At 39.9% G+C, this 25,195-nt stretch carries 21 protein-coding genes; 16 read left to right on the top strand and 5 right to left on the bottom strand.

Annotated features, from left to right (window positions below; all coding sequences use genetic code 11):
* Positions 1-196 precede the first annotated feature (196 nt).
* The 3 genes from HUW48_RS15570 to HUW48_RS15560 all read left to right on the top strand — a co-directional run bounded on the left by HUW48_RS15570 (position 197) and on the right by HUW48_RS15560 (position 3,880).
* A complete protein-coding gene (locus HUW48_RS15570) occupies positions 197-1,084 on the top strand; it encodes a bifunctional 5,10-methylenetetrahydrofolate dehydrogenase/5,10-methenyltetrahydrofolate cyclohydrolase (RefSeq protein WP_182411823.1) in 888 nt (295 codons plus the stop codon).
* A 280-nt stretch (positions 1,085-1,364) separates the two neighbouring features.
* The gene (locus HUW48_RS15565) at positions 1,365-1,946 is read left to right on the top strand and encodes a 7-carboxy-7-deazaguanine synthase QueE (RefSeq protein WP_182416404.1); all 582 of its coding nucleotides are present in this window, start codon (positions 1,365-1,367) and stop codon (positions 1,944-1,946) included.
* An 8-nt stretch (positions 1,947-1,954) separates the two neighbouring features.
* On the top strand, positions 1,955-3,880 hold the full coding sequence (locus HUW48_RS15560; RefSeq protein WP_182411822.1) for an OmpA family protein: 1,926 nt from the start codon (positions 1,955-1,957) through the stop codon (positions 3,878-3,880).
* A 227-nt stretch (positions 3,881-4,107) separates the two neighbouring features.
* Here the strand turns inward: HUW48_RS15560 and HUW48_RS15555 are convergent, their stop codons facing one another.
* The gene (locus tag HUW48_RS15555; protein WP_182411821.1) at positions 4,108-5,394 is read right to left on the bottom strand and encodes a citrate synthase; all 1,287 of its coding nucleotides are present in this window, start codon (positions 5,392-5,394) and stop codon (positions 4,108-4,110) included.
* A 535-nt stretch (positions 5,395-5,929) separates the two neighbouring features.
* Between HUW48_RS15555 and HUW48_RS15550 the strand changes: the two genes are divergently transcribed.
* The 3 genes from HUW48_RS15550 (at position 5,930) to HUW48_RS15540 (ending at position 9,700) form a co-directional block, all read left to right on the top strand.
* Complete coding sequence (locus tag HUW48_RS15550) at positions 5,930-7,120, top strand: porin (protein WP_182411820.1); 1,191 nt, start codon at positions 5,930-5,932, stop codon at positions 7,118-7,120.
* A gap of 620 nt (positions 7,121-7,740) precedes the next feature.
* The gene (locus tag HUW48_RS15545) at positions 7,741-9,075 is read left to right on the top strand and encodes a glycoside hydrolase family 140 protein (protein ID WP_182411819.1); all 1,335 of its coding nucleotides are present in this window, start codon (positions 7,741-7,743) and stop codon (positions 9,073-9,075) included.
* 142 nt (positions 9,076-9,217) lie between these two features.
* A complete protein-coding gene (locus HUW48_RS15540; RefSeq protein ID WP_246343495.1) occupies positions 9,218-9,700 on the top strand; it encodes a gamma-glutamylcyclotransferase family protein in 483 nt (160 codons plus the stop codon).
* 43 nt (positions 9,701-9,743) lie between these two features.
* Here the strand turns inward: HUW48_RS15540 and HUW48_RS15535 are convergent, their stop codons facing one another.
* Positions 9,744-10,256: a hypothetical protein gene (locus HUW48_RS15535; RefSeq protein WP_182411818.1), complete on the bottom strand. Its 513-nt coding sequence runs from the start codon at positions 10,254-10,256 to the stop codon at positions 9,744-9,746.
* 215 nt (positions 10,257-10,471) lie between these two features.
* On the opposite strand from HUW48_RS15535, the gene HUW48_RS15530 reads away from it, so the two are divergent.
* The gene (locus tag HUW48_RS15530; RefSeq protein WP_182411817.1) at positions 10,472-10,924 is read left to right on the top strand and encodes a GNAT family N-acetyltransferase; all 453 of its coding nucleotides are present in this window, start codon (positions 10,472-10,474) and stop codon (positions 10,922-10,924) included.
* A 139-nt stretch (positions 10,925-11,063) separates the two neighbouring features.
* Here the strand turns inward: HUW48_RS15530 and HUW48_RS15525 are convergent, their stop codons facing one another.
* Positions 11,064-12,047, bottom strand: coding sequence for a helix-turn-helix transcriptional regulator (locus HUW48_RS15525; RefSeq protein WP_182411816.1), 984 nt, complete (start codon positions 12,045-12,047; stop codon positions 11,064-11,066).
* A gap of 69 nt (positions 12,048-12,116) precedes the next feature.
* On the opposite strand from HUW48_RS15525, the gene HUW48_RS15520 reads away from it, so the two are divergent.
* From HUW48_RS15520 to HUW48_RS15510, 3 genes are all read left to right on the top strand, one after another.
* On the top strand, positions 12,117-12,512 hold the full coding sequence (locus HUW48_RS15520) for a hypothetical protein (RefSeq protein WP_182411815.1): 396 nt from the start codon (positions 12,117-12,119) through the stop codon (positions 12,510-12,512).
* Positions 12,513-12,788: 276 nt separating this feature from the next.
* On the top strand, positions 12,789-12,998 hold the full coding sequence (locus tag HUW48_RS15515; RefSeq protein WP_182411814.1) for a hypothetical protein: 210 nt from the start codon (positions 12,789-12,791) through the stop codon (positions 12,996-12,998).
* Between the two features lie 85 nt (positions 12,999-13,083).
* The gene (locus HUW48_RS15510; protein ID WP_182411813.1) at positions 13,084-13,773 is read left to right on the top strand and encodes a helix-turn-helix transcriptional regulator; all 690 of its coding nucleotides are present in this window, start codon (positions 13,084-13,086) and stop codon (positions 13,771-13,773) included.
* A 259-nt stretch (positions 13,774-14,032) separates the two neighbouring features.
* Here HUW48_RS15510 and HUW48_RS15505 read toward each other — a convergent pair whose 3' ends face one another.
* Positions 14,033-15,553, bottom strand: coding sequence for a malate:quinone oxidoreductase (locus HUW48_RS15505; RefSeq protein ID WP_182411812.1), 1,521 nt, complete (start codon positions 15,551-15,553; stop codon positions 14,033-14,035).
* 389 nt (positions 15,554-15,942) lie between these two features.
* Here HUW48_RS15505 and HUW48_RS15500 point away from each other — a divergent pair, with 389 nt between their 5' ends.
* From HUW48_RS15500 to HUW48_RS15475, 6 genes are all read left to right on the top strand, one after another.
* Complete coding sequence (locus HUW48_RS15500) at positions 15,943-16,194, top strand: hypothetical protein (protein WP_182411811.1); 252 nt, start codon at positions 15,943-15,945, stop codon at positions 16,192-16,194.
* A gap of 275 nt (positions 16,195-16,469) precedes the next feature.
* The gene (locus HUW48_RS15495) at positions 16,470-17,417 is read left to right on the top strand and encodes a D-2-hydroxyacid dehydrogenase (RefSeq protein WP_182411810.1); all 948 of its coding nucleotides are present in this window, start codon (positions 16,470-16,472) and stop codon (positions 17,415-17,417) included.
* Between the two features lie 148 nt (positions 17,418-17,565).
* Entirely contained in the window at positions 17,566-18,726 is a 1,161-nt protein-coding gene (locus tag HUW48_RS15490) for a glycerate kinase family protein (protein WP_182411809.1), read from the top strand.
* Positions 18,727-18,741: 15 nt separating this feature from the next.
* The gene (locus HUW48_RS15485; RefSeq protein WP_182411808.1) at positions 18,742-19,671 is read left to right on the top strand and encodes a nucleotidyltransferase family protein; all 930 of its coding nucleotides are present in this window, start codon (positions 18,742-18,744) and stop codon (positions 19,669-19,671) included.
* The gene (locus tag HUW48_RS15480) at positions 19,671-20,360 is read left to right on the top strand and encodes a carbohydrate-binding family 9-like protein (RefSeq protein ID WP_182411807.1); all 690 of its coding nucleotides are present in this window, start codon (positions 19,671-19,673) and stop codon (positions 20,358-20,360) included. Before HUW48_RS15485 ends, HUW48_RS15480 begins: the two co-directional genes overlap by 1 nt.
* A 145-nt stretch (positions 20,361-20,505) precedes the next feature.
* Positions 20,506-21,285, top strand: a complete 780-nt coding sequence (locus tag HUW48_RS15475) for an L-fucose dehydrogenase (protein ID WP_182411806.1) — start codon at positions 20,506-20,508, stop codon at positions 21,283-21,285.
* A 505-nt stretch (positions 21,286-21,790) separates the two neighbouring features.
* Here the strand turns inward: HUW48_RS15475 and HUW48_RS15470 are convergent.
* Positions 21,791-25,132: a PKD domain-containing protein gene (locus HUW48_RS15470; protein ID WP_182411805.1), complete on the bottom strand. Its 3,342-nt coding sequence runs from the start codon at positions 25,130-25,132 to the stop codon at positions 21,791-21,793.
* Between the last annotated feature and the right edge of the window lie 63 nt (positions 25,133-25,195).

Here is a 25,195-nt window from a genome sequence, read left to right as displayed (position 1 = left end):
CTTTAGTCCATAGTCGATGGACCATAGTCCATGGATTACGGAATTTAAATAATTGAGCTTTCAATCAGATAAAAACTTTAGAACTGCCTTGCTATTTAGGTTCTTTCTGAATAGCGGTAATACTACTGTTAAATGGAAGGAGCTATATGCTTAACTTTTTAACTTTTCAACCTTTAAACTTTAAAACTAGATCCGCTTGGAAGTAACATTAATAGACGGTAAAAAAACGTCAGAAGCGATAAAACAAGAAATTGCTGAGGAAGTAGCTCAAATAAAAGAACAAGGTGGTAAAATTCCGCATTTAGCGGCTATTCTGGTCGGGAACGATGGCGGTAGTTTAACCTACGTGAACAACAAGGTGCTGGCCTGCGAAAAAGTGGGTTTTAAATCTACCTTAATTCATTTAGAAGATTCGGTAACGGAAGAAGAGCTGTTAGCTAAGGTAAACGAATTAAACAACGATGCCGATGTAGATGGTTTTATTGTGCAACTGCCCTTGCCTAAGCATATTTCCGCGGAAAAAGTAAATGAAATACTCTTGCCGGAAAAAGACGTGGATGGTTTTCATCCGGTAAACGTAGGACGCATGGTATTGAATTTACCGGCGTATTTACCGGCTACGCCCAACGGAATTTTAGAATTATTAAAACGCTACGACATTGAAACCAGCGGGAAACACTGCGTGGTAATTGGCCGGAGTAATATTGTGGGTTCTCCGATGAGTATTATGATGGCGAAAAATGCTAAACCCGGTAATTGCACCGTTACTTTATGCCATAGCCGCACCGTAAACCTGCCCGAAATTACTCGTACCGCTGATATAATTATTGCTGCTATTGGTATTCCGGAGTTTGTTACCGCCGATATGGTGAAGCCGGGTGCGGTAGTAATTGATGTGGGTACCACCCGGGTAGTAAGCTTAACCAAAAAATCGGGCTTCGAGTTAAAAGGTGACGTTAAGTTTGATGAAGTGGCATCTAAATGCAGCTACATTACCCCGGTTCCGGGGGGCGTTGGCCCCATGACTATTGCTTCGTTGTTGCTCAATACTTTAAGAGCGGCTAAAAAAGAAGTTTATAAATAAAAAAGCAGGTTCTCTGGTTTCATAATAATTTTCTGATGGAGAACCTTCGCTAATAAATATTCCTCTTTTTACCCCACCGCAACCAGGTTAAAAAGGAATCAAAAAAATTGTTAGGCCGTTTCAGTATACAGTATTGCAGAAAAGGGTAAGTGCAATAATTAATTGAAGTCAGGCTTTCCCGAAAAGTAAAATTTTTAAAATATTTCCATTGTCCGTAGTTAAAGAAATAATACAACCTTCCGTTTGGTCGGTGCCGGTAAATGGTAGTGAGCTGCCTTTAATGGAGGCTTTTTATACCATACAAGGCGAAGGTTATAATACCGGTAGAGCCGCTTATTTTATAAGATTAGGAGGCTGTGATGTTGGTTGCCATTGGTGCGATGTAAAAGAATCGTGGGATGCGGCCAGCCACCCGCTTACCTCCGTAGAAGCTATTGTAACCCAGGCAAAAGAATACCCCGGCAAAGCTGTGGTAATTACCGGGGGTGAACCCTTAATCTATAATTTAGATTTACTAACCCAAACGTTTCAAAACGCCGGCATCTTAACTTTTCTGGAAACTTCCGGTGCGTACCCGCTTTCTGGTTCCTGGGATTGGATTTGCGTTTCGCCTAAAAAATTTAAAAAGCCACAGCCTGGCGTTCTGAATCAGGCCAGTGAATTGAAGGTTGTTGTTTTTAATAAAAGTGATTTTGAATGGGCCGAAGAACACGCAGCCCAGGTAGCGCTTACAACCAAACTTTACCTTCAACCGGAGTGGAGCAAAGCCGAGCAGATGATGCCGCTTATCGTGGAATATGTAAAAAATAATCCTAAATGGCAGGTTTCGCTGCAAACGCATAAGTACTTGAACATTCCGTAAGCTTTACTATGGTTAAGAATTTTCTGTTAAAGCTGGTTTGTATTTTTTTGTTTATTCCCTTTGCCGAGGCGCAGCAAAGTAATTTATCCACCCAATCCGGTAAAGCAGCCGAACTCTATCAGAAAGCGCAAAAATACATTGTAGCCCGCGACTTTGATAAAGCCTTGGATGCTTTGCAGGAAGCCACCAAAAAAGACCCTAACTTTGGCGAGGCCTACATTAAAATGGCTGGTTTACACAAGATGACTGGTAACCAATCAGCCGCTTTTGCCGCTTATAAAAAAGGGCTTGCCCTGATACCTTTTAATCCGGCTCTGGCTACCGAATATTATAATTTCGCCGATATGGCGTTATCTACCAGCGATTATGCTTTAGGTAAAAAGTATTACGAACTTTTTATTCAAACCAATTCGAAAAATACGAAAGCTTTAAAGTACGCGCAGCAACAATTAAAGAACATTGATTTTGCCTTGGAAGCCTTAAAACGCCCGGTAGCTTTCAAACCTGTGCGCATGCAAGCTCCCTTAAATCAATTCCAGTTACAATACTTTCCGGCTTTAACTGCCGCCAAAACGCACTTGGTTTTTACTGCCCGCACCAGCGACTCTCCTCATGCCGACGAAAATTTATACGTATCCGTATTTCAGAATAATTCCTGGCTGGAACCGGTTTCTATTGCTAGCAGTATTAATTCAGAATTTAACGAAGGAACGGCGAGTATTTCCGGCGATGGTAAAACCATAGTTTTTTCGTCGTGTAACCGGCCTAATTCTTTGGGAGACTGCGATTTGTATATTTCTACCCGTAACGGTAATACCTGGAGCAAACCGGTAAACTTAGGCCGGCAGGTTAATTCGGCGGCCTGGGATTCGCAGCCTTGTTTATCTGCTGATGGCAGAACCTTGTACTTTTCTTCGGACCGGGGACAAGGCAGTAAAGGGAGAGAAGATATATGGGTAAGTAAGCAGCAAGAAGACGGAACCTGGTCGGTGCCGGAGAATTTAGGTGAACCCATAAATACTGCCGGTTCTGAAACGGCTCCTTTCCTGCACGCTAGTGGAAGTACGCTTTATTTTTCGAGCAATGGCCACACAGGAATGGGTGGCGCCGATATTTTCAAAACGACTTTAGCAGATTCGGCCTGGACTCAACCGGAAAATTTGGGGTACCCGTTAAACACAGCTTCTAATGAAGCTTCTTTTTTTATCACTCCGGATAACTCCAAAGGCTATTACTCTCGGTTAGAATTAGAGCAAAGTAAAAAAACGGCCAGTTTGTTTGAGTTTGAAGTTCCCGCTGCCTGGAAAAGTAAAGAAACCAGTACTTATACCCAGGGCCGGGTGTTTGATGCGAAAACGAAAAAGCCGTTAGGTGCCCAGGTACAACTCTACGATTTAAACTCGAATGCGAAAGTACAACAGGTTTTATCGGATAAGGAAAATGGTACTTACACCGTGGTTTTAAACGAAGGCCGGCAATATGGTTTGTTCATTAGCACCAGTAATTATTTGCCGAAAAGTATCAGCTTTGACTACACCACTAAAAAGGACTTTAATCCGGTAACTTTAGATATTTACCTCGACCCCATTGCGAAAGGCGCTTCGGCGGTATTAAATAATTTATTTTTTTCTACGGGTAAATATCAGTTAGAACCTAAATCTAAAACGGAGTTAAACAAAATTATTGATTTTTTAACGGCTAACAACCAGGTAAAAATTGAGATTGCCGGCCATACCGACGATGTAGGAAATGATACCGATAACCAAGTTCTGTCAGATAAAAGAGCCCGATCCGTATATGATTACTTAGTAAAACAAGGAGTGAAAAAAGAACGGATTTCGGCGGTAGGTTACGGAGAAACAAAACCACTTCACCCAAATACTTCAGAAGAAAATCGCCAGCAAAACCGCCGGATTGAGTTACGGGTTCTATAAGCAACTGCTCTCTTACGATTTAATGTCTGGCAATTAAAAAATTTAAGTTTTAATAAAAAATATTTGCTTGAAGATTAGTGAGTTAATATAGAATTAAGAAAAAAAGTAAATTTTTTTTAGAAATACATAACTAAACGTGCAACCTCTCCGTATATATACTCGGATTGATTAATTGTTTAAATGTATAAAGAAAAAGCCCGCATCTTGCGGGCTTTTTCTTTTATGGTCTATCTGTTCTTAATATCCACATAATCCCGGGCAGTTGAGCCAGTATAAATTTGGCGCGGACGGCCAATTGGTTCTTTATTTTCCCGCATTTCTTTCCATTGTGCAATCCAACCAGGTAAGCGGCCAATAGCAAACATTACCGTAAACATTTCTTTTGGCAAGCCAATGGCTTTGTAAATAATACCAGAATAAAAGTCTACGTTCGGGTATAACTTACGCTCCACAAAGTAAGGGTCAGTTAAAGCAGCTTCTTCAAGTTGTTTCGCGATATCCAGGATCGGATCTTTAATTCCTAAGTTATATAAAATATTATCGCAAGCCGCTTTAATTATCTTAGCTCTTGGGTCAAAGTTTTTATAAACCCGGTGGCCGAATCCCATCAAACGGAATGGGTCATTTTTATCTTTTGCTTTTTCAATATATTTCTTCGAATCGCCGCCATCGGCCTTAATAGCTTCCAGCATTTCAATTACTTCCTGGTTCGCGCCACCGTGCAGAGGTCCCCACAAAGCGTTTACTCCCGCCGAAATAGAACCAAATAAATTAGCGTTAGATGATCCTACTAACCTAACCGTAGAAGTAGAGCAGTTTTGCTCGTGGTCGGCGTGCAGAATTAATAATTTATTTAAGGCATCTACCACTACCGGATTAACATGATAATTTTCGGTTGGATTCGAAAACATCATTTGTAAAAAATTAGAACAATAATCGAGGCTTTTCTTAGGGTATACCAAAGGCCGACCTACTGCATGTTTATATGACCACGCTGCAATGGTGGTGATTTTACCCATTAAACGCGCAATATTTAAATCCACTTGCTCTTCGGCTAAATTAGGGTCCAGACTATCCGGGTGGAAAGCCGTTAAAGAACAAATCATGGAAGCTAAAATACCCATAGGATGCGCATTTGCCGGGTAGGCACTTAATAAAGTGCGGAAGTTTTCGTGTACCAGCGTGCGCTGGGCGATCATATCGTTAAAATGAGTTAGCTCTGGTTGAGTAGGTAACTCGCCATATATTAATAAGTAAGCAACTTCGATAAAATTTGATTTAGCGGCTAACTGATCGATGGAATAACCACGGTAGTGCAGGATGCCCTGCTCGCCGTCTAAGTAAGTAATAGCACTTTGGGTAGCGCCGGTGTTTTTATAGCCGGAATCGATGGTGATATGCCCCGTTTGCGCACGCAAGGCATTTATATCAATTGCTTTTTCGTTTTCGGTACCAACAACTATAGGCAGAGAATAAGATTTGCCTTCTAAAATTAATTCTGCTGAATCAGACATGTTGTTTTATTAAGTATAACGATGGAATGTGAGGAACTCTTCTGAAGCGAAATTATATAAAAATGTATAAAAATGAAATCTACTAGTAATAATATACCAGTAGGTCCCATGTATTAACACCTCTCCCTTATAGTAAGGCATTCCTTCTCCAGACAAATTAATTACTTAATCTATTTTTAAAAGTTATTGACCGATTTGTAGGATTTAGTAAATTTTTAAAGGTGCAATGAGCTCTATTTATCATTAAATATCACATTTAGCTATAAAAAAGCAAGGTGTGTTAATTAAAGTAGTTAATTTATTGAAATTATTTATAAAAATTAATGTCGTTTTAAATTAACCTATATTTTAAAAACATTAAATAAAGTTGAAGCAAGTATAATATATGTGAGTGTGTTAAAATTAAAGGGTGTATTTAAAAATTTTATGCAATTTTAGGACAAATGATTTAAAATTTAAAGCTGTTTGTTATATTTACACCGAATTAATAAATAAGCACCTAAATTATTAACCAACTTTAAACTTTTAAGCAATTATGAAAAGACGAGCTTTACTCTTTTTGGCTACCTTACTTATGGGAGCTTTTGCGGCGAATGCCCAGTCAGATTCTACAGCTGCAGCTGCTGCAACTCCTGCAACTCCTTCCGAAGAAGGTTCACTGACTATCAGTGGATATGTGGATGCCTACTATCTTTATAATACCAATAAACCGGAAAGTGGATTGAACCAAGGCCGTATTTTCGATCTATTGCACAATAACTTTTCTCTTGGCTTAGTACAAACAGCTTTAACGTATACCAAAGGCAAACTAAAAGTAGTCGCCGATTTAACCTACGGGCCCAATGCTGATCTAGGCAATTTTTCGAACTACCGGACTTTAAACGCGAACAAAGATGATATTACTTCTACTTCTTTTGCCATTAAACAAGCATATGGAACGTACAACTTTACCGATAAACTAGCTTTAACGGTGGGCCAATACGGTACCCACATTGGTTATGAGTTAATTGATGCTCCGCTTAATTTTAATTACAGCTTATCTTATTTGTTCGGTAACGGACCATTTTACCATACCGGCGCTAAGTTAGATTATGCCGCCTCCGATAAATTAGGTTTAATGTTTGGGGTTGTAAATGGCTGGGATGCTTTACAAGATTTTAATAACCGCAAAACACTTACTGCCCAGGTACACCTTATGCCGGTAGAAGATTTTCATTTGTACGCCAACTGGATAGGAGGCGATGAGTACAATGGTAACTCTGCTTTTGGTACCGAAAAAGGATCTTACACCAGTTTGTTTGATTTAACTACTGCCTTTCAGGCTTCCGATGCTTTTAAAATTGGATTAAACGCGGCGTATGGTTCTTTTAGCACCGGGTCGGCTACTGAAGTACCAGGTACACGCTGGATGGAAGATGCTAACTGGTGGGGAGCCGCCTTGTATATAAACTATGCCATAACCGACAAGTTTGGCTTAGGATTACGCGCGGAGCGTTTTGATGATAAACACGGCGTTCGGTATTTCGATAAAATACAGGCTACGGAATTTACTTTAACCGGCGATATTAAATTAGCCGACGGCAAATTTAATCTTAAGCCGGAAGTGCGCTTCGATTCAACTAAAGATCCCTTCTTTGCTTCCGGAGCAAGTTCCTTAAAAAAGCATCAGGCTACTATTGGCGCAGCCGTTGTTTATTCTTTTGATGGTCGATTTGGCGGAAGATAAATACACTTAGTCCCAGACAGCTTTATTAAAATAAATAATATAAACTAAATCATTCCGGTATATACAGGTTAACTGTAACTGGTTATAATACGAAACAGCTTTGCGGTGGTGTCATAGGGCCTTCTTTGGGATGTGCCTGAGGGGCATTACCGGAGCTGTTTCTTTTTTTAATAAGTAAATGCTTTAAAGAACATAGACGAAATAACTTTAAAAGGATAACTCGCCTATAAGCAGCAAAAAATTAAACAAATTGTATTCTTCTTGTATTAATTGGGCAAAAAATCGCTTAGTTTTTTTCTATGAGTGTATTCATGTTGCAATTGTCCTTCAGAAAGGTTTTTTGCAGCTATTTACTTTCCTTATTTGTCTGGCCTTGAGTTAAATTATCGTACTCATTTTTCAACTTCTTGAAAAGAAAATTCTTATCATTAAGGTGTCAACTTGCTTTTTTTATTTCGATGCTAAGAGATAGGAACAGCAGGAAGCTTTACTTAAAATAAAATTCTGGTTATAAATCTGCCTGTATGCCTCTCCAATTTACTTTTTTCTTTTTTCGCTGGTCATTTAAATACGCCGTGGCGCTCACTCTTTTTTTGAGCTTAAATCAAATACCTGCAGCAATGGCACAATACCAATTAAAGGTAAGTGCTAACAAACGGTATCTTGTAAAAGAAAATGGGCAGCCTTTTTTTTACCTCGGCGATACGGCCTGGGAATTATTCCATCGGCTCAACCGGGAAGAGGCCGATACTTACCTACAAAACCGCGCCGATAAAGGCTTTACCGTAATTCAAGCAGTAGTATTGGCAGAGCTCAACGGTTTGCACGATCCTAATCCGTACGGGCAAGTGCCCCTGGTAAACGATGACCCTGCCAAACCCAATGAAGAGTACTTTAAACACGTAGACTACATTGTAAACAAAGCGGCTGCTTTAGGTTTATACATTGGAATGTTGCCTACCTGGGGCGATAAAATTTTTAAAGATAAATGGGGCGAAGGTCCGGAAATTTTTAATCCGCAAAATGCCGAAGCTTTTGGTCGTTATTTAGGCAATCGTTATAAAGATAAGCCTATTATATGGGTATTAGGAGGCGATCGTAATCCCCGCCACGAACAGGATGTTGTTATTTGGCGGGCCATGGCCGCCGGAATTGTGGCGGGTGCCGGCAATGGCAACCAGGATAAAGTAATGATGACGTTTCACCCGCAACCCAAAGAAAAAGGAGGTTCCTCCACCTGGTTCCACAACGATGCCTGGCTCGATTTTAACATGTTTCAGACGGGTCATTGCCGCTTCTCCGATGTATATGCCCATATTAGCCACGATTATAATCTGGCCAACACCAAACCTACCATGGATGGCGAACCGATTTACGAAGACCACCCGGTTTGCTTTAACGCTAAAGAAAACGGCTACTCTAAAGCCTACGATGTGCGGCGAGCCGCTTACTTAGATTTATTTGCCGGGGCGCACGGCCATACCTATGGTTGTCACGCCATTTGGCAGATGAACAAGCCGCAAGGTAAAAACGTGAACGGTCCGCTGGGTCCTTGGTCCGAAGCTATTCATTTACCCGGCAGTGGCCACATGAGCCACGTACGTGCTTTAATAGAATCAAGACCTTTTCTGGACCGGATACCCGATCAAAGCCTGATTACCGAAGCTTTGGAAGGTGGCGACCGGATCCAGGCTACCCGTGGCAAAGATTATGCTTTTGTTTATTCTACCTCGGGCAAACCATTTACAGTGAACATGGGCAAAATTACCGGTAAGGAACTTAAAGCCCGGTGGTTCGATCCGCGGACGGGTGTTTCTACCAACCTGGGAAAATTTAAAAATACGGGTTCCCAGAAATTTACGCCACCCAGCCAAGGCCTTGATAACGATTGGGTACTAATATTAGACGATGCTGCTAAAAACTTTACCGCTCCCAAGCTCTGGAAGAAATCCTGAAAAGTATATTGAGTGTGCGTGTAAGATAGGGGAGTAATATGTACTCCAGAATGGGGTTCTCAATAAAACTTAGACATTAAGTTCGAATTAATTTCCTAACCTTTTAAAAGAGTGCTATTGCATTATTATTTACTTTTACCAGATGGAAAATGCTGATATAGAACTAGATAATGTTATGGAAGATTTAAATAAGAAGAAGGACATTGTTGGTAATATAGTAAATAACCTGGATAATTCGGGTTTGAGTGAAGTGGAAAAAGCTTTTATTCAGATATATAAACCCGAAAATTACTTAATCGTTTACGGAACACTTGCGCCGGGTGCGTCTAACCATTCAGTAGTTAAGCATATTCAAGGAAAATGGGAGGAAGGAGTAGTTAGAGGTAAACTGGAGAAACTAGGTTGGGGAGCTGAGATGGGTTTTTATGGGTTTAAACATACAACTAGGGAAGAGCAAGAAATAATAAAGGCTTACGTGCTTTGCTCAGACGAATTGGTTAATAATTGGTATAATTTAGATGCGTTTGAAGGCAATGAATACCGGCGTATTTTAGCTAGGTATGAATTAGATAACGGAGAAACCGGGGTTGGATATATTTACGCGGTTAATGAGGAAAAACTATAATCAACAGCAGCTAACCGTAACAAACTAATAATTAAACTTAATCCTACTCCAATTTTTGATCTTCCTGCTTAGTTTTTTCCATTGCTTCAGGCTCCAGTTCTTCGGCACTCCGGTTTAATTTAATAAATACGCCCCAGGCTGCCAGCAGTACAGCGGCGGCAATCCCAATGGAAGCTGCCTGCGGCAATTGAGTGGCATCTTTGTGCGCTAATTCAAAAACTGAAACCAAACATTCAATTGCCAGGGCTACAATAATAACTACCATAAACCGCGACAAAAACCTTCTTACCCGGGTAGGGGCACTCACGTGCGCTTTCCGTTGTACTTCTTCTTCCAAAATAGTTTGTCCAAGTTCCAGCGCCACCACTGCAATGGTTAATAAGCCTACACTTTCCAGAATAAAGTTAAACCGCTCCCGGATAGGCAAATTTTCTGTGGGATTGATTCCGTGCCATAACTCTATAAAACCGAAAAATATTAAAGCAAAGGCACTGCAGAGTAGCAAAAAAATAATTCCGGAATAACCAAAAGCAAAAACTTTCTCCATTATCTTCATGAGGCATCTTTAAAATTTAACAGGAAATATCGTATTACCTGTAATCCAATAAATTTAAATTAAATTGCTTAGGTACTTTCTGTCCGGTTGGTACATGAATATAGTAGATTCTCGTCACATCAGTGTAAATTAAATTTTCAACTTATTAACCAGTTACCTATTTTACATATTCCTAATGATTTTTATTGAATAAATAAGCAGATGCTATTATTTGTATGACCTTAATATTAGAATATAAAATTGAGAAAGCTTCCCCGGCAGATTTCGAAGAAATTACTGTGGTTTGGGAGGCGTCCGTTCGGGCCACCCATCATTTTTTAACCGAAGCGGATATCCTTTTCTTTAGGCCTTTAATTTTAAATGAGTATTTAAAAGCAATTAATTTATTTTGTATTAAAAATGCTGAGGGAAAAATTGAAGGTTTTATTGGGGTGCTGGACGATAAAATAGAAATGCTTTTTCTAGAGCCCTCCGCCAGAGGAAAAGGAATAGGTAAAAAACTGGTGGATTTCGTCATTCAGAACTTTAAAATAATAAAAGTAGATGTGAACGAGCAAAACCAACAAGCAGTAGGATTTTACAAGCACATTGGTTTTAAAGTGGTAAGTCGCTGGGAAGTAGATAATTTAGGTAAACCATATCCTATTTTGAGTATGGAGTTAGAATAATTTACTTTTTAGTAGTTGTTTGTTTAAAGTTGTTCGCTGTTCGACGACTAGGTAGCCAGTAGCTTGTTAGTAAACTTAACCGTTTATAAATGGCATAATTAATAGTATCGCCTAAATTTTTACTTTTCCCAAACCTTTATTAAGTAGATGAATTCCGAAGATTTTGACGTACTCTCTCGGGCGAATCGCCGAACCATTTTTTAAAAGAATGAATAAACGCGGCCGGTTCGGCGTAGCCTAAAACATACGACATACTGGTTATGGAATACTCCTTGTGCCGAAGCAGAAAAGAACATATTTGTTTTTTTAAGTCCAGCAAAATTTCGCGGAAACTGCTGTTTTCCCGTTCTAGTTTGCGTTGTAAAGAACGAGGAGTGAGGTACAACGCATCCGATACGGCCGTAATATCGGGTAAATGAGGGTCCGACATAGCCAGCATGGTTACTTTTACCTTGTTCGAAAAACTTTGATCCAATGCTTTTAAGGTTTCAATTAATTTCAGGTATTCCGGTAATAGCAAATCTAATTGCTCGACGGGCCTTTTTCGCAAAGCAGCTTTTAAAAGAACGGGCGCAAACGAAATAGTAAAATAATCTTCTTTTTTCCAATGGCTGGGGTACGAAGTAGTGTAATAAGGCGACGTTAATGAAAAGGAAAACTCGCCGGTTACCATTAAAGTAATTTCTCTGGAAATAATAGTAAGAACATTCTCCAGAATAATCCGGTTTATCTTTTTGTCCTCATTTTCTATTTGCATCAAAACTGTAATTTGTTCCGCAGTAGTAGTTGTTTTCATTTTTACCAACGGTAAGGTGGTTTCCAGGTAGGATTGTAAATAATGAAAAGCTTCTTCTATGGTGGTAACTTGCAGCGAAATCTGGTAAATTAAACCCAGCAGTTTAAGAGTTAAAAAATTACCAGCTTTTATTCCCCATAAATCATCTTTTAATTCGTCTTGTACCCAATTCAGGGCTTTATAAATTTCAGCTTCCTCAATTAATTGGTTAATATCTTGTTTGTCTAAATTATTTAGTTGCAAAGGAGTAAGCACCCGTTGCGGTGTTACGCCGCGCATTTGCGCGTAGTCTAAGAAGTTAAACAAATGGAGGGCGGCTACTTTCATTTTGTCGTAATATATCAATTTTTCCGTCCGGTAGGTAAGTAGTTTTGATTAAACTAAAAAATACTACTTATGAAACCTGTAACCACTCTCAAAACCGTAATGCTCATTAATGCGCTCAGTTCCGGGGCAACTGCCTTGTTATTGCTCTCTATGCCCGGTATTATTTCAGATTTATTTGGTCGGGGAGAAAAGCTTCCTTTTATGGTTGTTGGTCTTTTTCTGCTGGTTTTTGCTTTTATAGTTTTTACGCAAAGCCGAAGATCCTTCATTCACAAAGGCTGGTTAAAATTTATTATTGCCCTCGATATTTTATGGGTATTAGAAAGTGTGCTAATTCTTATTCCGCACCTCTTCCGTTTCACCACTATTGGTTATATCCTGATTGCGGCTGTTGCTCTATGGGTAGCCGTAATGGCTCTGTTACAAGCCAGAGGATTAAAGCAATTAACTGCTCTGCCTTCTTAAAAACCGAATAGAATAGTACACGCGCAAAGGCCAATAAATTCTTCAGTATCAGGTTTATTGGTCTTTGTTTATTTTTCCACATTTGCCGATTACATGCAAAATTAGCCTAAATTTAGCCCACTATTAAGTCAATTATAAAGAACTCTTTTCTATGGCGCTTTACTTACACACAGGCTATGGAAGCTATTACAGAACACGATATTAGTTGTAAAAGCACTTAGCTTTTTTACTAGAATTAAGCCTTGAGATTGTTGGACTACATTTTACTTTGGTACAATGATATTCGTTTTTAAAACTTCGGTTAGTACAAAGAAAAAAGCCAGACGAGTAAAGCCTCATTTGGATAAACTGCTTTCCGGCGAAAAATGGAATTTTGATTTAGAAGATTGTGATAATATTCTTCGGATTGACAGTAAAGGCGATGTTTCGCAACGGGTTGTTCTGGAACTGAATAACTTAGGGTACGAATGCGTTGAGTTGGAATAAGTAATTATAAACTTTGTGTGTAAACAAGCTTTAAGTAATTACTTAGCCCATATATTCTAATTCATTAATTTAATAAGGTAATTCGATGAACCGTATAGATCGCTTATTTGGCATATTAACTTTATTGCAATCTAAAAAATACGTTACCGCCGAAACGATTGCCGATAAATTTGAGATTAGCGTACGCACAGTTTACCGCGACATCCGGGCCTTAGGAGAACAGGGAATTCCGGTAAGTTTTGAGCAAAATAAAGGTTATTTTATTGTGCAAGGCTACTTTATACCGCCCGTTTCGTTTTCTTGCGAAGAAGCGAATGCCTTGTTACTCATGGAGAGTTTGGTGTATGGCTTTGCCGATAAATCTATTAAAACGCATTATTCTAACGCTCTAAATAAAATAAAAGCCGTACTGCGGGGTTCTCAAAAAGAAAAGCTCGAAATTTTAAATAATAATATCCGCTTACAATTGCCCGCTTGTATTCAAAACGACTACGAATACCTGTCGGTTTTACAGAATGCCATTTCCTCTAAAGTAATTGTACAGATAGATTATAAAAATAACCGCAGCGAAGTAAGCAAACGCTTTATTGAACCAATTGGCTTAATTTTTTACGCTTTTAGCTGGCACGTAATTGGGTGGTGCCACATGCGACAAGAATACCGTGATTTTAAGGTATCCCGCATTTTAAAAATTACTCCTACCGAAAAACCTTTCGAAAAACCCGAGCATATTAGCCTGGCAGATTATCAAAAGCTTATCCCCGTTGATTATTGATCGCGGATTAAACGGATTACACAGATTACGCTGATTATATTTGAAAATATAAAAAATTACAGATATGTATTCTTGCGTATATTTTTAATAAGACATAAAAAGAGGGGCTAACCAATTGGTTAGCCCCTCTTTTTAAAGAAGCACATTTCTCAAAATTGTAACTTCAATATTGATAAATTAAGGCATTTAAAATTTCGAAAATTGAACGATGCAGACCAGCATAATCCGCGTAATCAGTGAAATCCGTTTAATCCGAGATTCAGATCTGTATGGGTTCCGATTCTTTAATGCCCAACACTTCGCTGGTCATACTCCGGATTTCGTGTAATAAATCTTCGTTTTTACTGAGCGATTCGCCAAAAGATGGTATCATTTGCTTGATTTTGGTTTGCGCTTTTTCCGTATTAAAACGTTCGGGGAAGCAACGCTGCAGTAAACTCAGCATAATGGAAACTGCCGTAGAAGCCCCCGGCGAAGCTCCCAGCAAGGCAGCAATAGAACCATCAGCGGCACTTACTACTTCGGTACCAAATTCAAGTACGCCACCTTTTTTCTCATCTTTTTTAATTACCTGCACCCTTTGGCCAGCAGTTTCGAGTTTCCAATCTTCCATACGAGCTTGGGGCACAAATTCCCGCAAAGAAGCCAGCCTATCTTCCGGCGATTGCCGCACCTGATTAATTAAATAACGGGTAAGCGGAATATTTTTAAGGCCTGCAATAAGCATAGGCCGCAAATTATTGGCTTTAATGGATAAAGGTAAATCGAAGTAAGAACCTTGTTTTAAAAACTTGGTGCTAAAACCCGCGTAAGGACCGAATAATAAAGCTTTTTCACCGTTAATTATGCGGGTATCGAGGTGTGGTACCGACATGGGTGGCGAGCCTACCGCAGCTTTGCCGTATACTTTAGCCTGGTGCTGGTTAATAATCTCTGGATTGGTACAAACGAGCCACTGCCCACTTACCGGGAAACCGCCAAATCCTTTTCCTTCCGGAATTTCCGATTTTTCGAGTAAAGGCAAGGAACCACCACCAGCGCCAATAAAGACAAACCGGGCTCTTAATTTTCTTTTTTCGTCGGTAGCTAAATCTTTTACTTTTATTTGCCAGCGGCCATCTTCCGTTTTGCGCAGTTTGAGTACCTCATGGTGAAAATGAATTTTTACGCCATCCTGTTCTTTCAAATAATCGAACATAGACCGGGTTAGTGCCCCGAAATTTACGTCCGTTCCAATTCCCATGCGAGTGGCGGCTACACTTTGCGCTGGATCACGTCCTTCCATTATCAAAGGCATCCATTCGGCTAATTGATTTGTATCTTCGGAGTAAAGCATGCCTTTAAATAAAGGACAGCGGGTAAGGGCCGCGTGGCGTTTTCTCAAATATTCCACGTTGTTTTCGCCCCAAACAAAACTCATGTGCGGAATCCGGCGAATAAAAGATTCTGGTAAGTCAATCAGATTGTTTTGAATAAGGAAGGCCCAGAATTGTTTTGAGATTTCGAAGGACTCGGCAATTGATACAGCTTTAGAGGTGTCAATAGAACCATCGGGCATTTCGGGGGTATAATTTAATTCGCAAAAAGCCGAGTGCCCCGTACCCGCATTATTCCAGGCATCAGAACTTTCGGCGGCCGCCACGTCTAACCTTTCAAAAATTTCTACGGTTACTTCAGGCTCCAGCACTTTAATCATCATGGCTAGAGTGGCACTCATTATTCCGGCCCCAATCAAAATTACATCCGGATTGGCATCGGTTAAATTATCGTTGTTAGTCATAAGGTTTAATTTATAAAAGCATCATATAGTATAACAAGATGCTCTAAAAATCGATTACGAATTTTACATACAAATGACACATAAAAAAGCTGGTAATTTCGAAAAAGTTTGAAAATTGTTGCGCAGAAAGGTTATTGAGCCTATTTGAATTACGGGCAGTTACGTAACAGAACTAAATTAATTTACTATACTAGATTTCAGCACCGTAGTAAAAAGATATTAATAATCCATCATTAATGCACCTAAAGGTATGGCATCTACTATCTGGATACTCATGTCTGTTTGCTTAAGTAGTCACTAAACAATAAAAATTGAATTAAACAAAAATGCCTCGTCGGTTTTGTGCGTATCGCGTAAACATACCAGATAAACACAAAATTATTTACTAAATGCAACAACGCGAAATTACAGATCAAGAAAATACTGCCTGGACCTGCGTGCAGGCTTACGCTGCCTTAAATAGTGCCGCTGCCGAGAAAGCCACCAATATTGTGGAAAGTAACGAAGGAAAAGTACCCGTAGTTTGTACGCCCAGCGGCGGTGCTCAAACGGTGCGTTTGGAATTAGATAAAAACTGGCTCGAAGAACTTTCCGATGAACAATTAGAACAAGAAATAACGGCCAAGCAGCAGAGTTCCTAATCCACACTTTTTAATAAAAAACCTTAGTAAAGCTAAATCTATTTGCAATACTACATTAAGCAAATCCTCTCATTTGTTAAAATTTGGTAAATTCTGATTTTGTTCTTAAAATCAGAATTTGCCATTTTATAAAGCAGTAAAGCGGGCAGCAGAAACCAACAAGGAGTAAGTTACAGAAATATTCTAGCCTACATTTTGGAATGTAAGCATATAAACCAGTAAGTTGCTGGCAAAAGGCGGCAACAAGAAGAGGGAAAACTTAAAATTCTGCATTCATGAAAATTGCTTTTCTAGATACCAAAACCATGGGCGATATCCCGAACTTGAAAAACTTGGAAAAGTTTGGGGAGGTAAATTACTATGCTACCACTACACCTTCTCAAACACTTAGCCGTTGTTTAGGCCAAAATATTGTTGTAGTTAACAAAGTTCAGGTAGATCGGCTTATAATGGAGCAATGCCCAGACCTTAAGCTTATATGTGTGGCAGCCACCGGTACTAATAACATTGATTTAACGGCTGCCCAGGAAAAAGGAATTGTAGTAAAAAACGTAGTGGATTACTCTACTAACAGCGTAGCCCAATTAACCTTCGCTCTTTTACTCCAATTAACGAATAATATTCCTTATTTTGATAATTATGTTAAATTGGGTGATTATGCCAGGAACGATATTTTTACGCATCTGGGGCCATCCTATTCAGAAATCTATGGCAAACGGTTCGGGATTATTGGCTTAGGCAACATTGGGCGACAAGTAGCTAAAATTGCCAGCGCCTTTGGCGCAGAGGTAGTATATTATTCTACTTCCGGAAAAAATAACAACCCGGAATACCAACGTTTAGATTTACCTGAATTTCTGGCCACCTGCGATATTATTTCTATTCATGCGCCTTTAAACGAGCATACCCGTAACTTAATTACGTATCCGCAACTCCAACAGATGAAATTATCTGCATTGTTAATTAATGTGGGAAGGGGCGGTATTGTGCGGGAAAGGGATTTGACGCAAGCCCTCAACGAAAATTTAATTGCCGGTGCTGCTTTGGATGTTTTTGAAACAGAACCCATGGATGAAAATAACCCACTTTTAAAAGTTAACAATCCGCATAAACTGGTTTTAACGCCGCACATAGCCTGGGCCAGCCGCGAAGCCCGTACTTTGTTAATGGATAAAGTAATCCAGAATATAGAACAGTTCTTAGAAGAAAAAACGGAGAACTAAACCGCAAATTCTATCAGAAAACTAAGGTAAAATAGCTGCTCTGGTTTCTAAATTAGTTCTTTTCTTTACGAACTAGCTTGCGCAACAGGAAGGGTAAAAAAAGTAAAATTGGCACTGCTTAAAACTGATTTTTAATTTTAATAAGTCTATGCACGTTGTTATTTCTCCTAATGCTTTTAAACACAGCTTGTCTGGAATAGAAGTAGCCAAAGCTATCCGGAAGGGTTTAGAAGAAAGTGGCTTAGCGGCAGATTTTACTATTTGCCCGGTAGCCGATGGAGGAGAAGGAATGATGGAGATTTTAGTAAATTTCTGGCAAGGCACTTACCATACAGCAACTGTTCAAGATCCTTTAGGCCGCTCCATAGAGGCTGTTTTTGGTTTAATAAACAACGGGCAAACGGCCATCATAGAACTAGCTCAGGCATCAGGTCTTAAATATCTTACTTCCCAGGAGCGAAACCCACTCCGGGCATCTACTTACGGTACCGGCCAACTCCTGAAAGCCGCTTCAGAAGCAGGTGCCCGCGATTTTATAATTGGAGTAGGTAACAGTGCTACCGTAGATGGAGGTACCGGTTTATTACAAGCCTTGGGAGTAGATTTCTGGGATACCGATAACCAGCCTTTAGCTCCGGGAGCGGCATCGTTAGCGAATTTATCTCAAATAAAGTTAACCAATTTAGATCCGCGCCTGGCCCAAAGTAAAATAACCGTAGTATGCGACGTAAATAATTATTTACTCGGCGAAAAAGGAGCTGCCCGGGTGTTTGGTCCGCAAAAAGGGGCCGATAACGCCATGGTAGAAATTTTGGAGCAGAACTTAACTCAACTGGCAACAATTATTCAAAAAGATTTAGATAAAGATATTACAAAGTTGCCGCACGGGGGAGCCGCAGGTGGTACTGCTGCCGGCTTAGCCGGGGTACTAAATGCCGAATTAGTGCCGGGTACCGCCTATATTTTAAGGCAAATTCAGTTCGAGGAGATTATTAAAAACGCCGACCTATTAATTACCGCGGAGGGTGGCTTAGATGAACAAACCTTGGCCGGAAAAGGACCTTACGCTGTAGCAGAAATAACCAAACAGTACCATGTTCCGGTAATTGCTTTAGCCGGTCAGCTACCGGCTACTTTAGATTTAAGTAAATTTAAATTTTTTGATGTTGTTTTGCCTATTAGTGCCGGTCCGGTTTCTTTACCCGAAGCTTTAACTCAAACGGCTATTAATTTGCAACGTACAGCTTGCCAGGTAGGTAAATTTTGGCAGATGCTGGTAAAACAAAATAAAAAGAATTTCTCTATTTAATAAATTTTGTGAAGTATGCGTAATGCTCCTAGTTTAGTAATTCTGGCCGCCGGTATGGGTAGCCGTTATGGTGGTCTGAAACAATTGGATACTTTTGGTCCGAACGGGGAAACAATCATTGATTATTCCGTGTACGATGCCATTCGGGCTGGATTTAGTAAAATTGTATTTGTTATCCGTAAGAGTTTAGAGCAAGAATTTATTGAAACCATATTAGCTAAACTGCCTACTAGCATTTCAGTAGAACTGGCTTTTCAGGATATAAGTAAAGTGCCCGGCAATGTCTCCATTCCTGAAACCCGTAGGAAACCCTGGGGAACTGGTCATGCCGTTTGGACGGTTGGGGGCCAAGTAAACGAGCCCTTTGCCGTTATTAATGCCGATGATTTTTATGGTTTTGCGGCTTTTCAGCAAATGGCTGATTTTTTAAAAAATACGGATACCTCCGCCAATTTACCGGCTTGGTGCTTGTCGGGTTATGCTTTGGTAAACACTCTTTCTAAAAACGGTACAGTTTCGCGGGGACTTTGTAAAGTAAACGAGGAAAATAAGCTGCTTTCGGTGCGGGAATTAAAAGAAATAGAGCGGAACGAGAACGAGATTGTCGCCAATTTACCCGAAGGTAAAAAACTAACTTTAACCGGTCAGGAAATTGTATCTATGAATTTTTGGGGATTTACCCCGGCTATTTTTCCTATTTTAAATAAATACCTCGCGCAATTTTTAGAGAAATACGCTACTTCCGAAAAAGATGAATTTTATTTATCGGAAGCGGTAAACCAAATGTTAATGGAAAAAAGAGCGAGCGTACAAGTACTAATTTCTAGTGATCAGTGGATGGGTGTTACTTACCCCGAAGACAAAATGGAAGTAAAGCAACAACTTGCTGAGCTAATTGCGAGAGGCGCTTATCCGTCAAAACTTTGGGAAAACGCAGTTAACTAATGGAAATTGATTTATTTAGTAATTATCCGTCTAATTCCAGCCAAGTTACGCTCTCTGTGTCCTATTTACCTTTAGATTTGAATGGGGCGGACATTAAGGCTATTTCACAAGCATTAGATAATTTACCCCGGCAAAAAATTGCCGCTCAACCTTGGCCGGAATTTACGTATCAACCCGAAGTAAATTTTAGTATAGCGCATAACCTTACCTGGATTTTTTTAAAATATTACGTAACCGAAGAATTTGTCCGGATAGATAACTTTAAACTAAACGACCCGGTTTACCAGGATTCCTGCGTGGAATTTTTTATTTCTTTTAACGCGGAGGCTGCCTACTATAACCTGGAATTTAATGCTTTGGGTATTTGCCGGGCAGGTTACGGACCAAATCGCGAAAACCGCCAATTATTAAAGCCGGAGCAGTTACGTTCAATTCAAACCGCTACCACTCTAACCCGCTTAGATGATAGCAGTGAGCAAAATTTTTACTGGCAATTAACTTTAGCAATTCCAATAAAGATTTTCGACCAGCACCAGATTTCTTCCCTACAAGGAATGCAAGCCAGAGCCAACTTTTATAAATGCGGCGATAATGTACCTCAGCCCCACTTTTTAAGCTGGAGCAAAATAGTAGCGCCCCAGCCCAACTTTCATTTACCCGCCTTTTTTGGAAATCTTGTTTTTGAATAGCTTAAAAACTTTAACCAGATTTTTTTTGAAGAAGATAAAATAAAAGTAAAACGATACCTTACCTTTTTTAGCATTTTTTTACGCTTTAAACAAGACAGAAGAACAATTTACTTTATAAAAATTGATTTGTAAAAATATAGAAACGATGAACCTGGAATTAGAAGGAAAAATTATATTAGTTACCGGTGGGGCGAAAGGCATTGGTGCGGGCATTTCCCGGACCTTAGCGGCGGAAGGTGCTTTACCCGTTATAATAGGGCGTAACGAAAAAGATAACCTGGCAATGGTTCAGGAAATTACTAAATCAGGAGGTTATGCCGACCAGATAGTAGCCGAGTTATCTAGTCCGGAAGCTAGTAAAATAGCCGTAGAAACAGCTCTGGCCCGCCACCGCAGGTTAGATGGTTTAGTAAATAATGCCGGTGTAAACGATGGAGTTGGTCTGGAAAAAGGCGATTACGAACGGTTTATGTTATCGCTGCACCGCAACGTGGTTCATTACTATTTAATGGCGCATTATGCTTTGCCCGCTTTAAAAGAAAGTAAAGGCGCAATCGTAAATATTGGTTCTAAAACCGCTGAAACGGGGCAAGGAGGAACGTCGGCTTACGCGGCGGCTAATGGGGCACGTAATGCTTTAACCCGGGAATGGGCCGTGGAATTACTACCCTATGGCATCCGGGTAAACGCTTTAATTGTAGCAGAGGCCTGGACACCTTTGTACCAGGATTGGATTAAAACCTTTCCTAATCCGGAAGAAAAACTGAAAAAAATTACCGCTAACATTCCTTTAGAAAACCGCATGACTACTCCGGAAGAAATAGCAAACATGGTCGTATTTTTATTATCGGCTAAGTCTAGTCATACTACGGGCCAACTTATTCACGTAGACGGCGGTTATGTGCACCTGGACCGGGCTTTGTAGTGAATTTTTACTTAACTGTTAATGGCTACATTATCAAATCGTGCTTTAGGCCAGGATAGTTATACCAAGTAGTAGGAAGTAATTACTTTTTTATTCTGTGCTAAAGGTGAAAGAGCATGTTAGTATAAAATAAAAGTTTTTACGTGGAGCCTTTTCAAGTCTCAAGGAGCAGTGCTGATGCAGTTCAACGGTCTAAGTTTGCCTCCTGGCCGTCAGGCTCGGGCTGGTCTAAGCTTCCTTTGTTCGTGCCTCACAATGCTAAAGCACCGGAACCTTTGAAGGCCCGAAAGAGCCAAACTGGTGTCAGTCTCTATAGTTAAGGGAAAATCAGTTTGGTAATTATTATTCTAAAACCAAAAACAAGCCCTAGCCGGAATGTAATTTTTTTATCCAGTTTAAGGAAGAAGGGTTATGTAATCTGGTTTTATAACACAACAATAAACTAAAAAGCAAAAAGCCTTTGTAGTTAAACAAAGACTTTTTGCTTTTTAGTTTTACGGTAAACTTATTTTGAATGCATTACTCTTAAATGCTGTACGGCACGTTTGGTAGTTAATTTTATTATATAGATGCCGTTTTTGGTTTGGCTTGCATTCCAAACTGTTTGTACAGTTTCACCAGCAACTGCCTTGGCATTTTTTAACTGGCTAACTAACTCGCCATTTAAGTTATACACTTCCAATTTGTAGTCTTCTTCCTGAGCAAAAGTAAATTGGATGGTGGTTTGATCCTGGAAAGGATTAGGGAAACTAGTTAGAACAGCAGGTTTTGTAGCGGTTGCTTCCGTTAATTTGCGATTGTTTGCAGTGGAAGTAGAATCATATAAGGCCACGCTGGAATTACTAATAATAGCACTAGCAGCTTGGTTGATTATTTTAAATTTAACGGTTAAAGCTGTACCAGCTGTACCAGTTCCGGAAGCACCAGAATAAGGAGTAGATTTTAAGGTATAATCACCGGTAGGTAGCGCAATGCCGCCGTAATTAATAGTGCCATCAGTTCTTTTCTCATCTCCAAATAAAGTATATGGAGCAGATTCAGTTTTAGATATAGTCCATCTGCCGGTTAAGGCCAATTTTACACTACCTACGCCAGTGGCGCTGGTATTAATGCGGATGTTTAAATTTTTAGTAGGTAAAGTGGCCAAGTTAAGAATAGTACCTTCGGTGATGGTTAAAATATCTTTATCGGTATCTCCATTTATTAAGGTTAAACTAACTATCTGCGACATAGTGCTGGTGCTATTATTTACAATAACCGTAATTAAGTCTGCCGCACTAACTGCGTCTTGATTGTCGGTTACTACTAAGCTAAACACATACTTACCAGCTACTAATCCGGAAACTACCGGGTTTGCTACTAGGCTATTGCTTATTTTAGATGCAGATGGGCCACTAACCTGATTCCAAATATATTGTTTGATGGAGCCTTCTTTATCAGTACCAGTTCCACTTAACGTTAAGGTATTGGTAGGTAAAGTAATTGTAATATCAGCGCCCGCATTAGCAACAGGTACTGCGTTAATACCCGGGTTAGCTACTGTTATGGTTACTAAATCTGCGGCACTAACAGCACTCTGTTCGTCGGTAACAATTAAGCTAAATACATAGGTACCAGCTACTAGTTCCGAAATTACTGGTTGGGCAATAAGAGTGTTGCTTAATTTAGCGGTATTTGGTCCGCTTACCTGGTTCCAGATATATTGCTTAATAGAACCTTCTTTGTCGGTTCCAGAACCATTTAAAGTTACGGTGTTTGTTGGTAAGGTAATCGTAGCATCAGCACCAGCGTTGGCTACTGGCAACGTGTTAATGGTGGTAGTATTGTTTACGGTTACGTTCATGAAATCGGCCGCGCTTATATTTCCCTGGAGATCGGTAACTACTAAACTAAATACATAAGTGCCTGCTACCAGACCCGAAACTACTGGGTTGACAATAAGGGAGTTGCTTATTTTAGTGGCATTAGGTCCGCTTACCTGGTTCCAGATATATTGTTTTATAGAGCCTTCGTTATCGGTACCGTTGCCATTTAAAGTTACGGTATTAGCAGGCAGAACTACTGTTAGATCTGATCCGGCATTAGCGATAGGCAATCCATCGGAGATATTTGATTCATCAGTTACGGTAAAGGCTATTACTAATGGGGTACCTACGGTATCACTGTCAGAAGTGGCAGAATAAGTAGTTCCTGTTAAGGTGTAGTTACCTTGTACCGGGGTCCAGGCATTGTAGTTTGTACCTACCGCTCCAAATAAAATATAGGGAGCATTGCGTTCGGCAATGTGCAAAGTATCCGCGCCGCTTAAATGAAATACTACGCTATCTAAAGAATTGGTACTGGTATTTGCCCGAATGTTTAAATTGCGGGTAGGAAGAGTAGCTAAATTAAGAGTAGCGCCATTTGTTATAGTTTGAATATCTTGTTCAGTATCTGCATTTACTAAAGTAAAGCTATCTACTTGCTGGTTTAAAACCGGAGGTTGGTCTTTACCACCTGCCGCGATATTTACTAACCAAAAATCAGTTTCGCCTTTAGAAGCATTAGACTTATCGGCACTGGCAGCAGAGGCAGAAGTTCCGGCTAAAATATAAGAGCCCGAGGTTGTTTGTTGTACCGAACGTAAATTTTCGTAATCAGAGCCGCCAATAGTTTTATCCCAGGTTTTAACGCCGTTTACATCGGTTTTTACAATCCAGAAATCAGAGTTGCCATTGGAGTTAGCAGTTTTATCGCCACTCAGAGGAGAATTAGAAGTACCACCTAACAAAATGCCACCATCGTTGGTAGCCGTAATAACCTGAAGGAAATCGTTATTTAAACCGCCAATAGTTTTATCCCACTTTTTAGTACCGGTAGCATCTAATTTTACTAACCAGTAATCGCCAAAACCTTTAGATGCTACTGTTTTATCGCCGGAGATTCCCGATTTAGAAATTCCTCCCAGTACATAACCGTTATCTTTGGTAAGTAAAATGCCTACTAAAGCATCATCCAGGTTGCCGCCAAAAGTTTTGTCCCATTGTTTGTTACCATTCCCATCGGTTTTAATAATCCAGTAATCGCCAAAGCCCTTAGAACCGGAAGATTTGCTGCCGTTTGCGGCCGAATAAGAATGGCCGCCCATAATATAACTCCCATCGGTAGTTACCTGCACATCCTGAAAAAAGTCGTAGCTGGTTCCGCCAAAAGTTTTATCCCACTTTTTAGTACCAGACGCATCTATTTTCACTACCCAATAATCGTTTTCACCAATTTGAGCAGCAGTTTTGTTAAATCCGGTTTTACCGCTTACTGGTGAATCAGAAGAGCCGCCTAAAATATAACCGCCATCAGTAGTTAACCGGATTGCTTTTAAATACTCATTAGAGCTACCTCCGTATATTTTATCCCATTGCCTGTTACCTTGGGCATCTACTTTTACTACCCAATAATCAAATTTACCAGAGCCAGCCGCTGTTTTATCGCCGCTCACCGGTGAATCGGAAGTACCTGCCAGAATATAGCCGCCATCGGTAGTTACCTGCAAGTCCTGCAAAAAGTCGAAGCCGCTGCCGCCAATTGTTTTATCCCATTGTTTATTACCCGCTGCATCAATTTTTACAATCCAGAAATCCTGGTTTCCTTTGCAAGCCACCGATTTAGAACCGCTAGCCGGCGAGTTAGAAGTGCCACCTAAAATATAGCCGCCATCTTTGGTAGGCTGGTGTATTTGTAATATATCAGCTTTTGTTCCACCAAAAGCAAAATCCCAAACTTTGGATAAGCTTTCTTGCGCAAAACTATTTTCGTTAGAATAGAAATAAACTAATAGAATAAGAAAAACTTGGGTAAATATTTTTTTCATGTGAGGAGCTTATTTTTTGCGGGTATTCTTTAGGGTAAGAGTAGAATTTTACAGAAGAAATTA

It is taken from the genome of Adhaeribacter radiodurans (assembly GCF_014075995.1).
In the GTDB taxonomy this organism is placed as follows: Bacteria; Bacteroidota; Bacteroidia; order Cytophagales; family Hymenobacteraceae; genus Adhaeribacter; species Adhaeribacter radiodurans.
The sequence above is the reverse complement of the archived record's forward strand: the minus strand, read 5'-3'. Positions and strand labels throughout refer to the sequence as shown.

What these genes read in the sequence shown, in the direction of transcription:
- HUW48_RS15565 (WP_182416404.1), top strand. Translation starts at nt 1,365, where the DNA reads ATGGAGGCTTTTTATACCATACAAGGCGAAGGTTATAATACCGGTAGA.
- HUW48_RS15560 (WP_182411822.1), top strand. Translation starts at nt 1,955, where the DNA reads ATGGTTAAGAATTTTCTGTTAAAGCTGGTTTGTATTTTTTTGTTTATT.
- HUW48_RS15555 (WP_182411821.1), bottom strand. Translation starts at nt 5,394, where the DNA reads ATGTCTGATTCAGCAGAATTAATTTTAGAAGGCAAATCTTATTCTCTG.
- HUW48_RS15550 (WP_182411820.1), top strand. Translation starts at nt 5,930, where the DNA reads ATGAAAAGACGAGCTTTACTCTTTTTGGCTACCTTACTTATGGGAGCT.
- HUW48_RS15545 (WP_182411819.1), top strand. Translation starts at nt 7,741, where the DNA reads ATGGCACAATACCAATTAAAGGTAAGTGCTAACAAACGGTATCTTGTA.
- HUW48_RS15540 (WP_246343495.1), top strand. Translation starts at nt 9,218, where the DNA reads ATGGAAAATGCTGATATAGAACTAGATAATGTTATGGAAGATTTAAAT.
- HUW48_RS15535 (WP_182411818.1), bottom strand. Translation starts at nt 10,256, where the DNA reads ATGAAGATAATGGAGAAAGTTTTTGCTTTTGGTTATTCCGGAATTATT.
- HUW48_RS15530 (WP_182411817.1), top strand. Translation starts at nt 10,472, where the DNA reads ATGACCTTAATATTAGAATATAAAATTGAGAAAGCTTCCCCGGCAGAT.
- HUW48_RS15525 (WP_182411816.1), bottom strand. Translation starts at nt 12,047, where the DNA reads ATGAAAGTAGCCGCCCTCCATTTGTTTAACTTCTTAGACTACGCGCAA.
- HUW48_RS15520 (WP_182411815.1), top strand. Translation starts at nt 12,117, where the DNA reads ATGAAACCTGTAACCACTCTCAAAACCGTAATGCTCATTAATGCGCTC.
- HUW48_RS15515 (WP_182411814.1), top strand. Translation starts at nt 12,789, where the DNA reads ATGATATTCGTTTTTAAAACTTCGGTTAGTACAAAGAAAAAAGCCAGA.
- HUW48_RS15510 (WP_182411813.1), top strand. Translation starts at nt 13,084, where the DNA reads ATGAACCGTATAGATCGCTTATTTGGCATATTAACTTTATTGCAATCT.
- HUW48_RS15505 (WP_182411812.1), bottom strand. Translation starts at nt 15,553, where the DNA reads ATGACTAACAACGATAATTTAACCGATGCCAATCCGGATGTAATTTTG.
- HUW48_RS15500 (WP_182411811.1), top strand. Translation starts at nt 15,943, where the DNA reads ATGCAACAACGCGAAATTACAGATCAAGAAAATACTGCCTGGACCTGC.
- HUW48_RS15495 (WP_182411810.1), top strand. Translation starts at nt 16,470, where the DNA reads ATGAAAATTGCTTTTCTAGATACCAAAACCATGGGCGATATCCCGAAC.
- HUW48_RS15490 (WP_182411809.1), top strand. Translation starts at nt 17,566, where the DNA reads ATGCACGTTGTTATTTCTCCTAATGCTTTTAAACACAGCTTGTCTGGA.
- HUW48_RS15485 (WP_182411808.1), top strand. Translation starts at nt 18,742, where the DNA reads ATGCGTAATGCTCCTAGTTTAGTAATTCTGGCCGCCGGTATGGGTAGC.
- HUW48_RS15480 (WP_182411807.1), top strand. Translation starts at nt 19,671, where the DNA reads ATGGAAATTGATTTATTTAGTAATTATCCGTCTAATTCCAGCCAAGTT.
- HUW48_RS15475 (WP_182411806.1), top strand. Translation starts at nt 20,506, where the DNA reads ATGAACCTGGAATTAGAAGGAAAAATTATATTAGTTACCGGTGGGGCG.
- HUW48_RS15470 (WP_182411805.1), bottom strand. Translation starts at nt 25,132, where the DNA reads ATGAAAAAAATATTTACCCAAGTTTTTCTTATTCTATTAGTTTATTTC.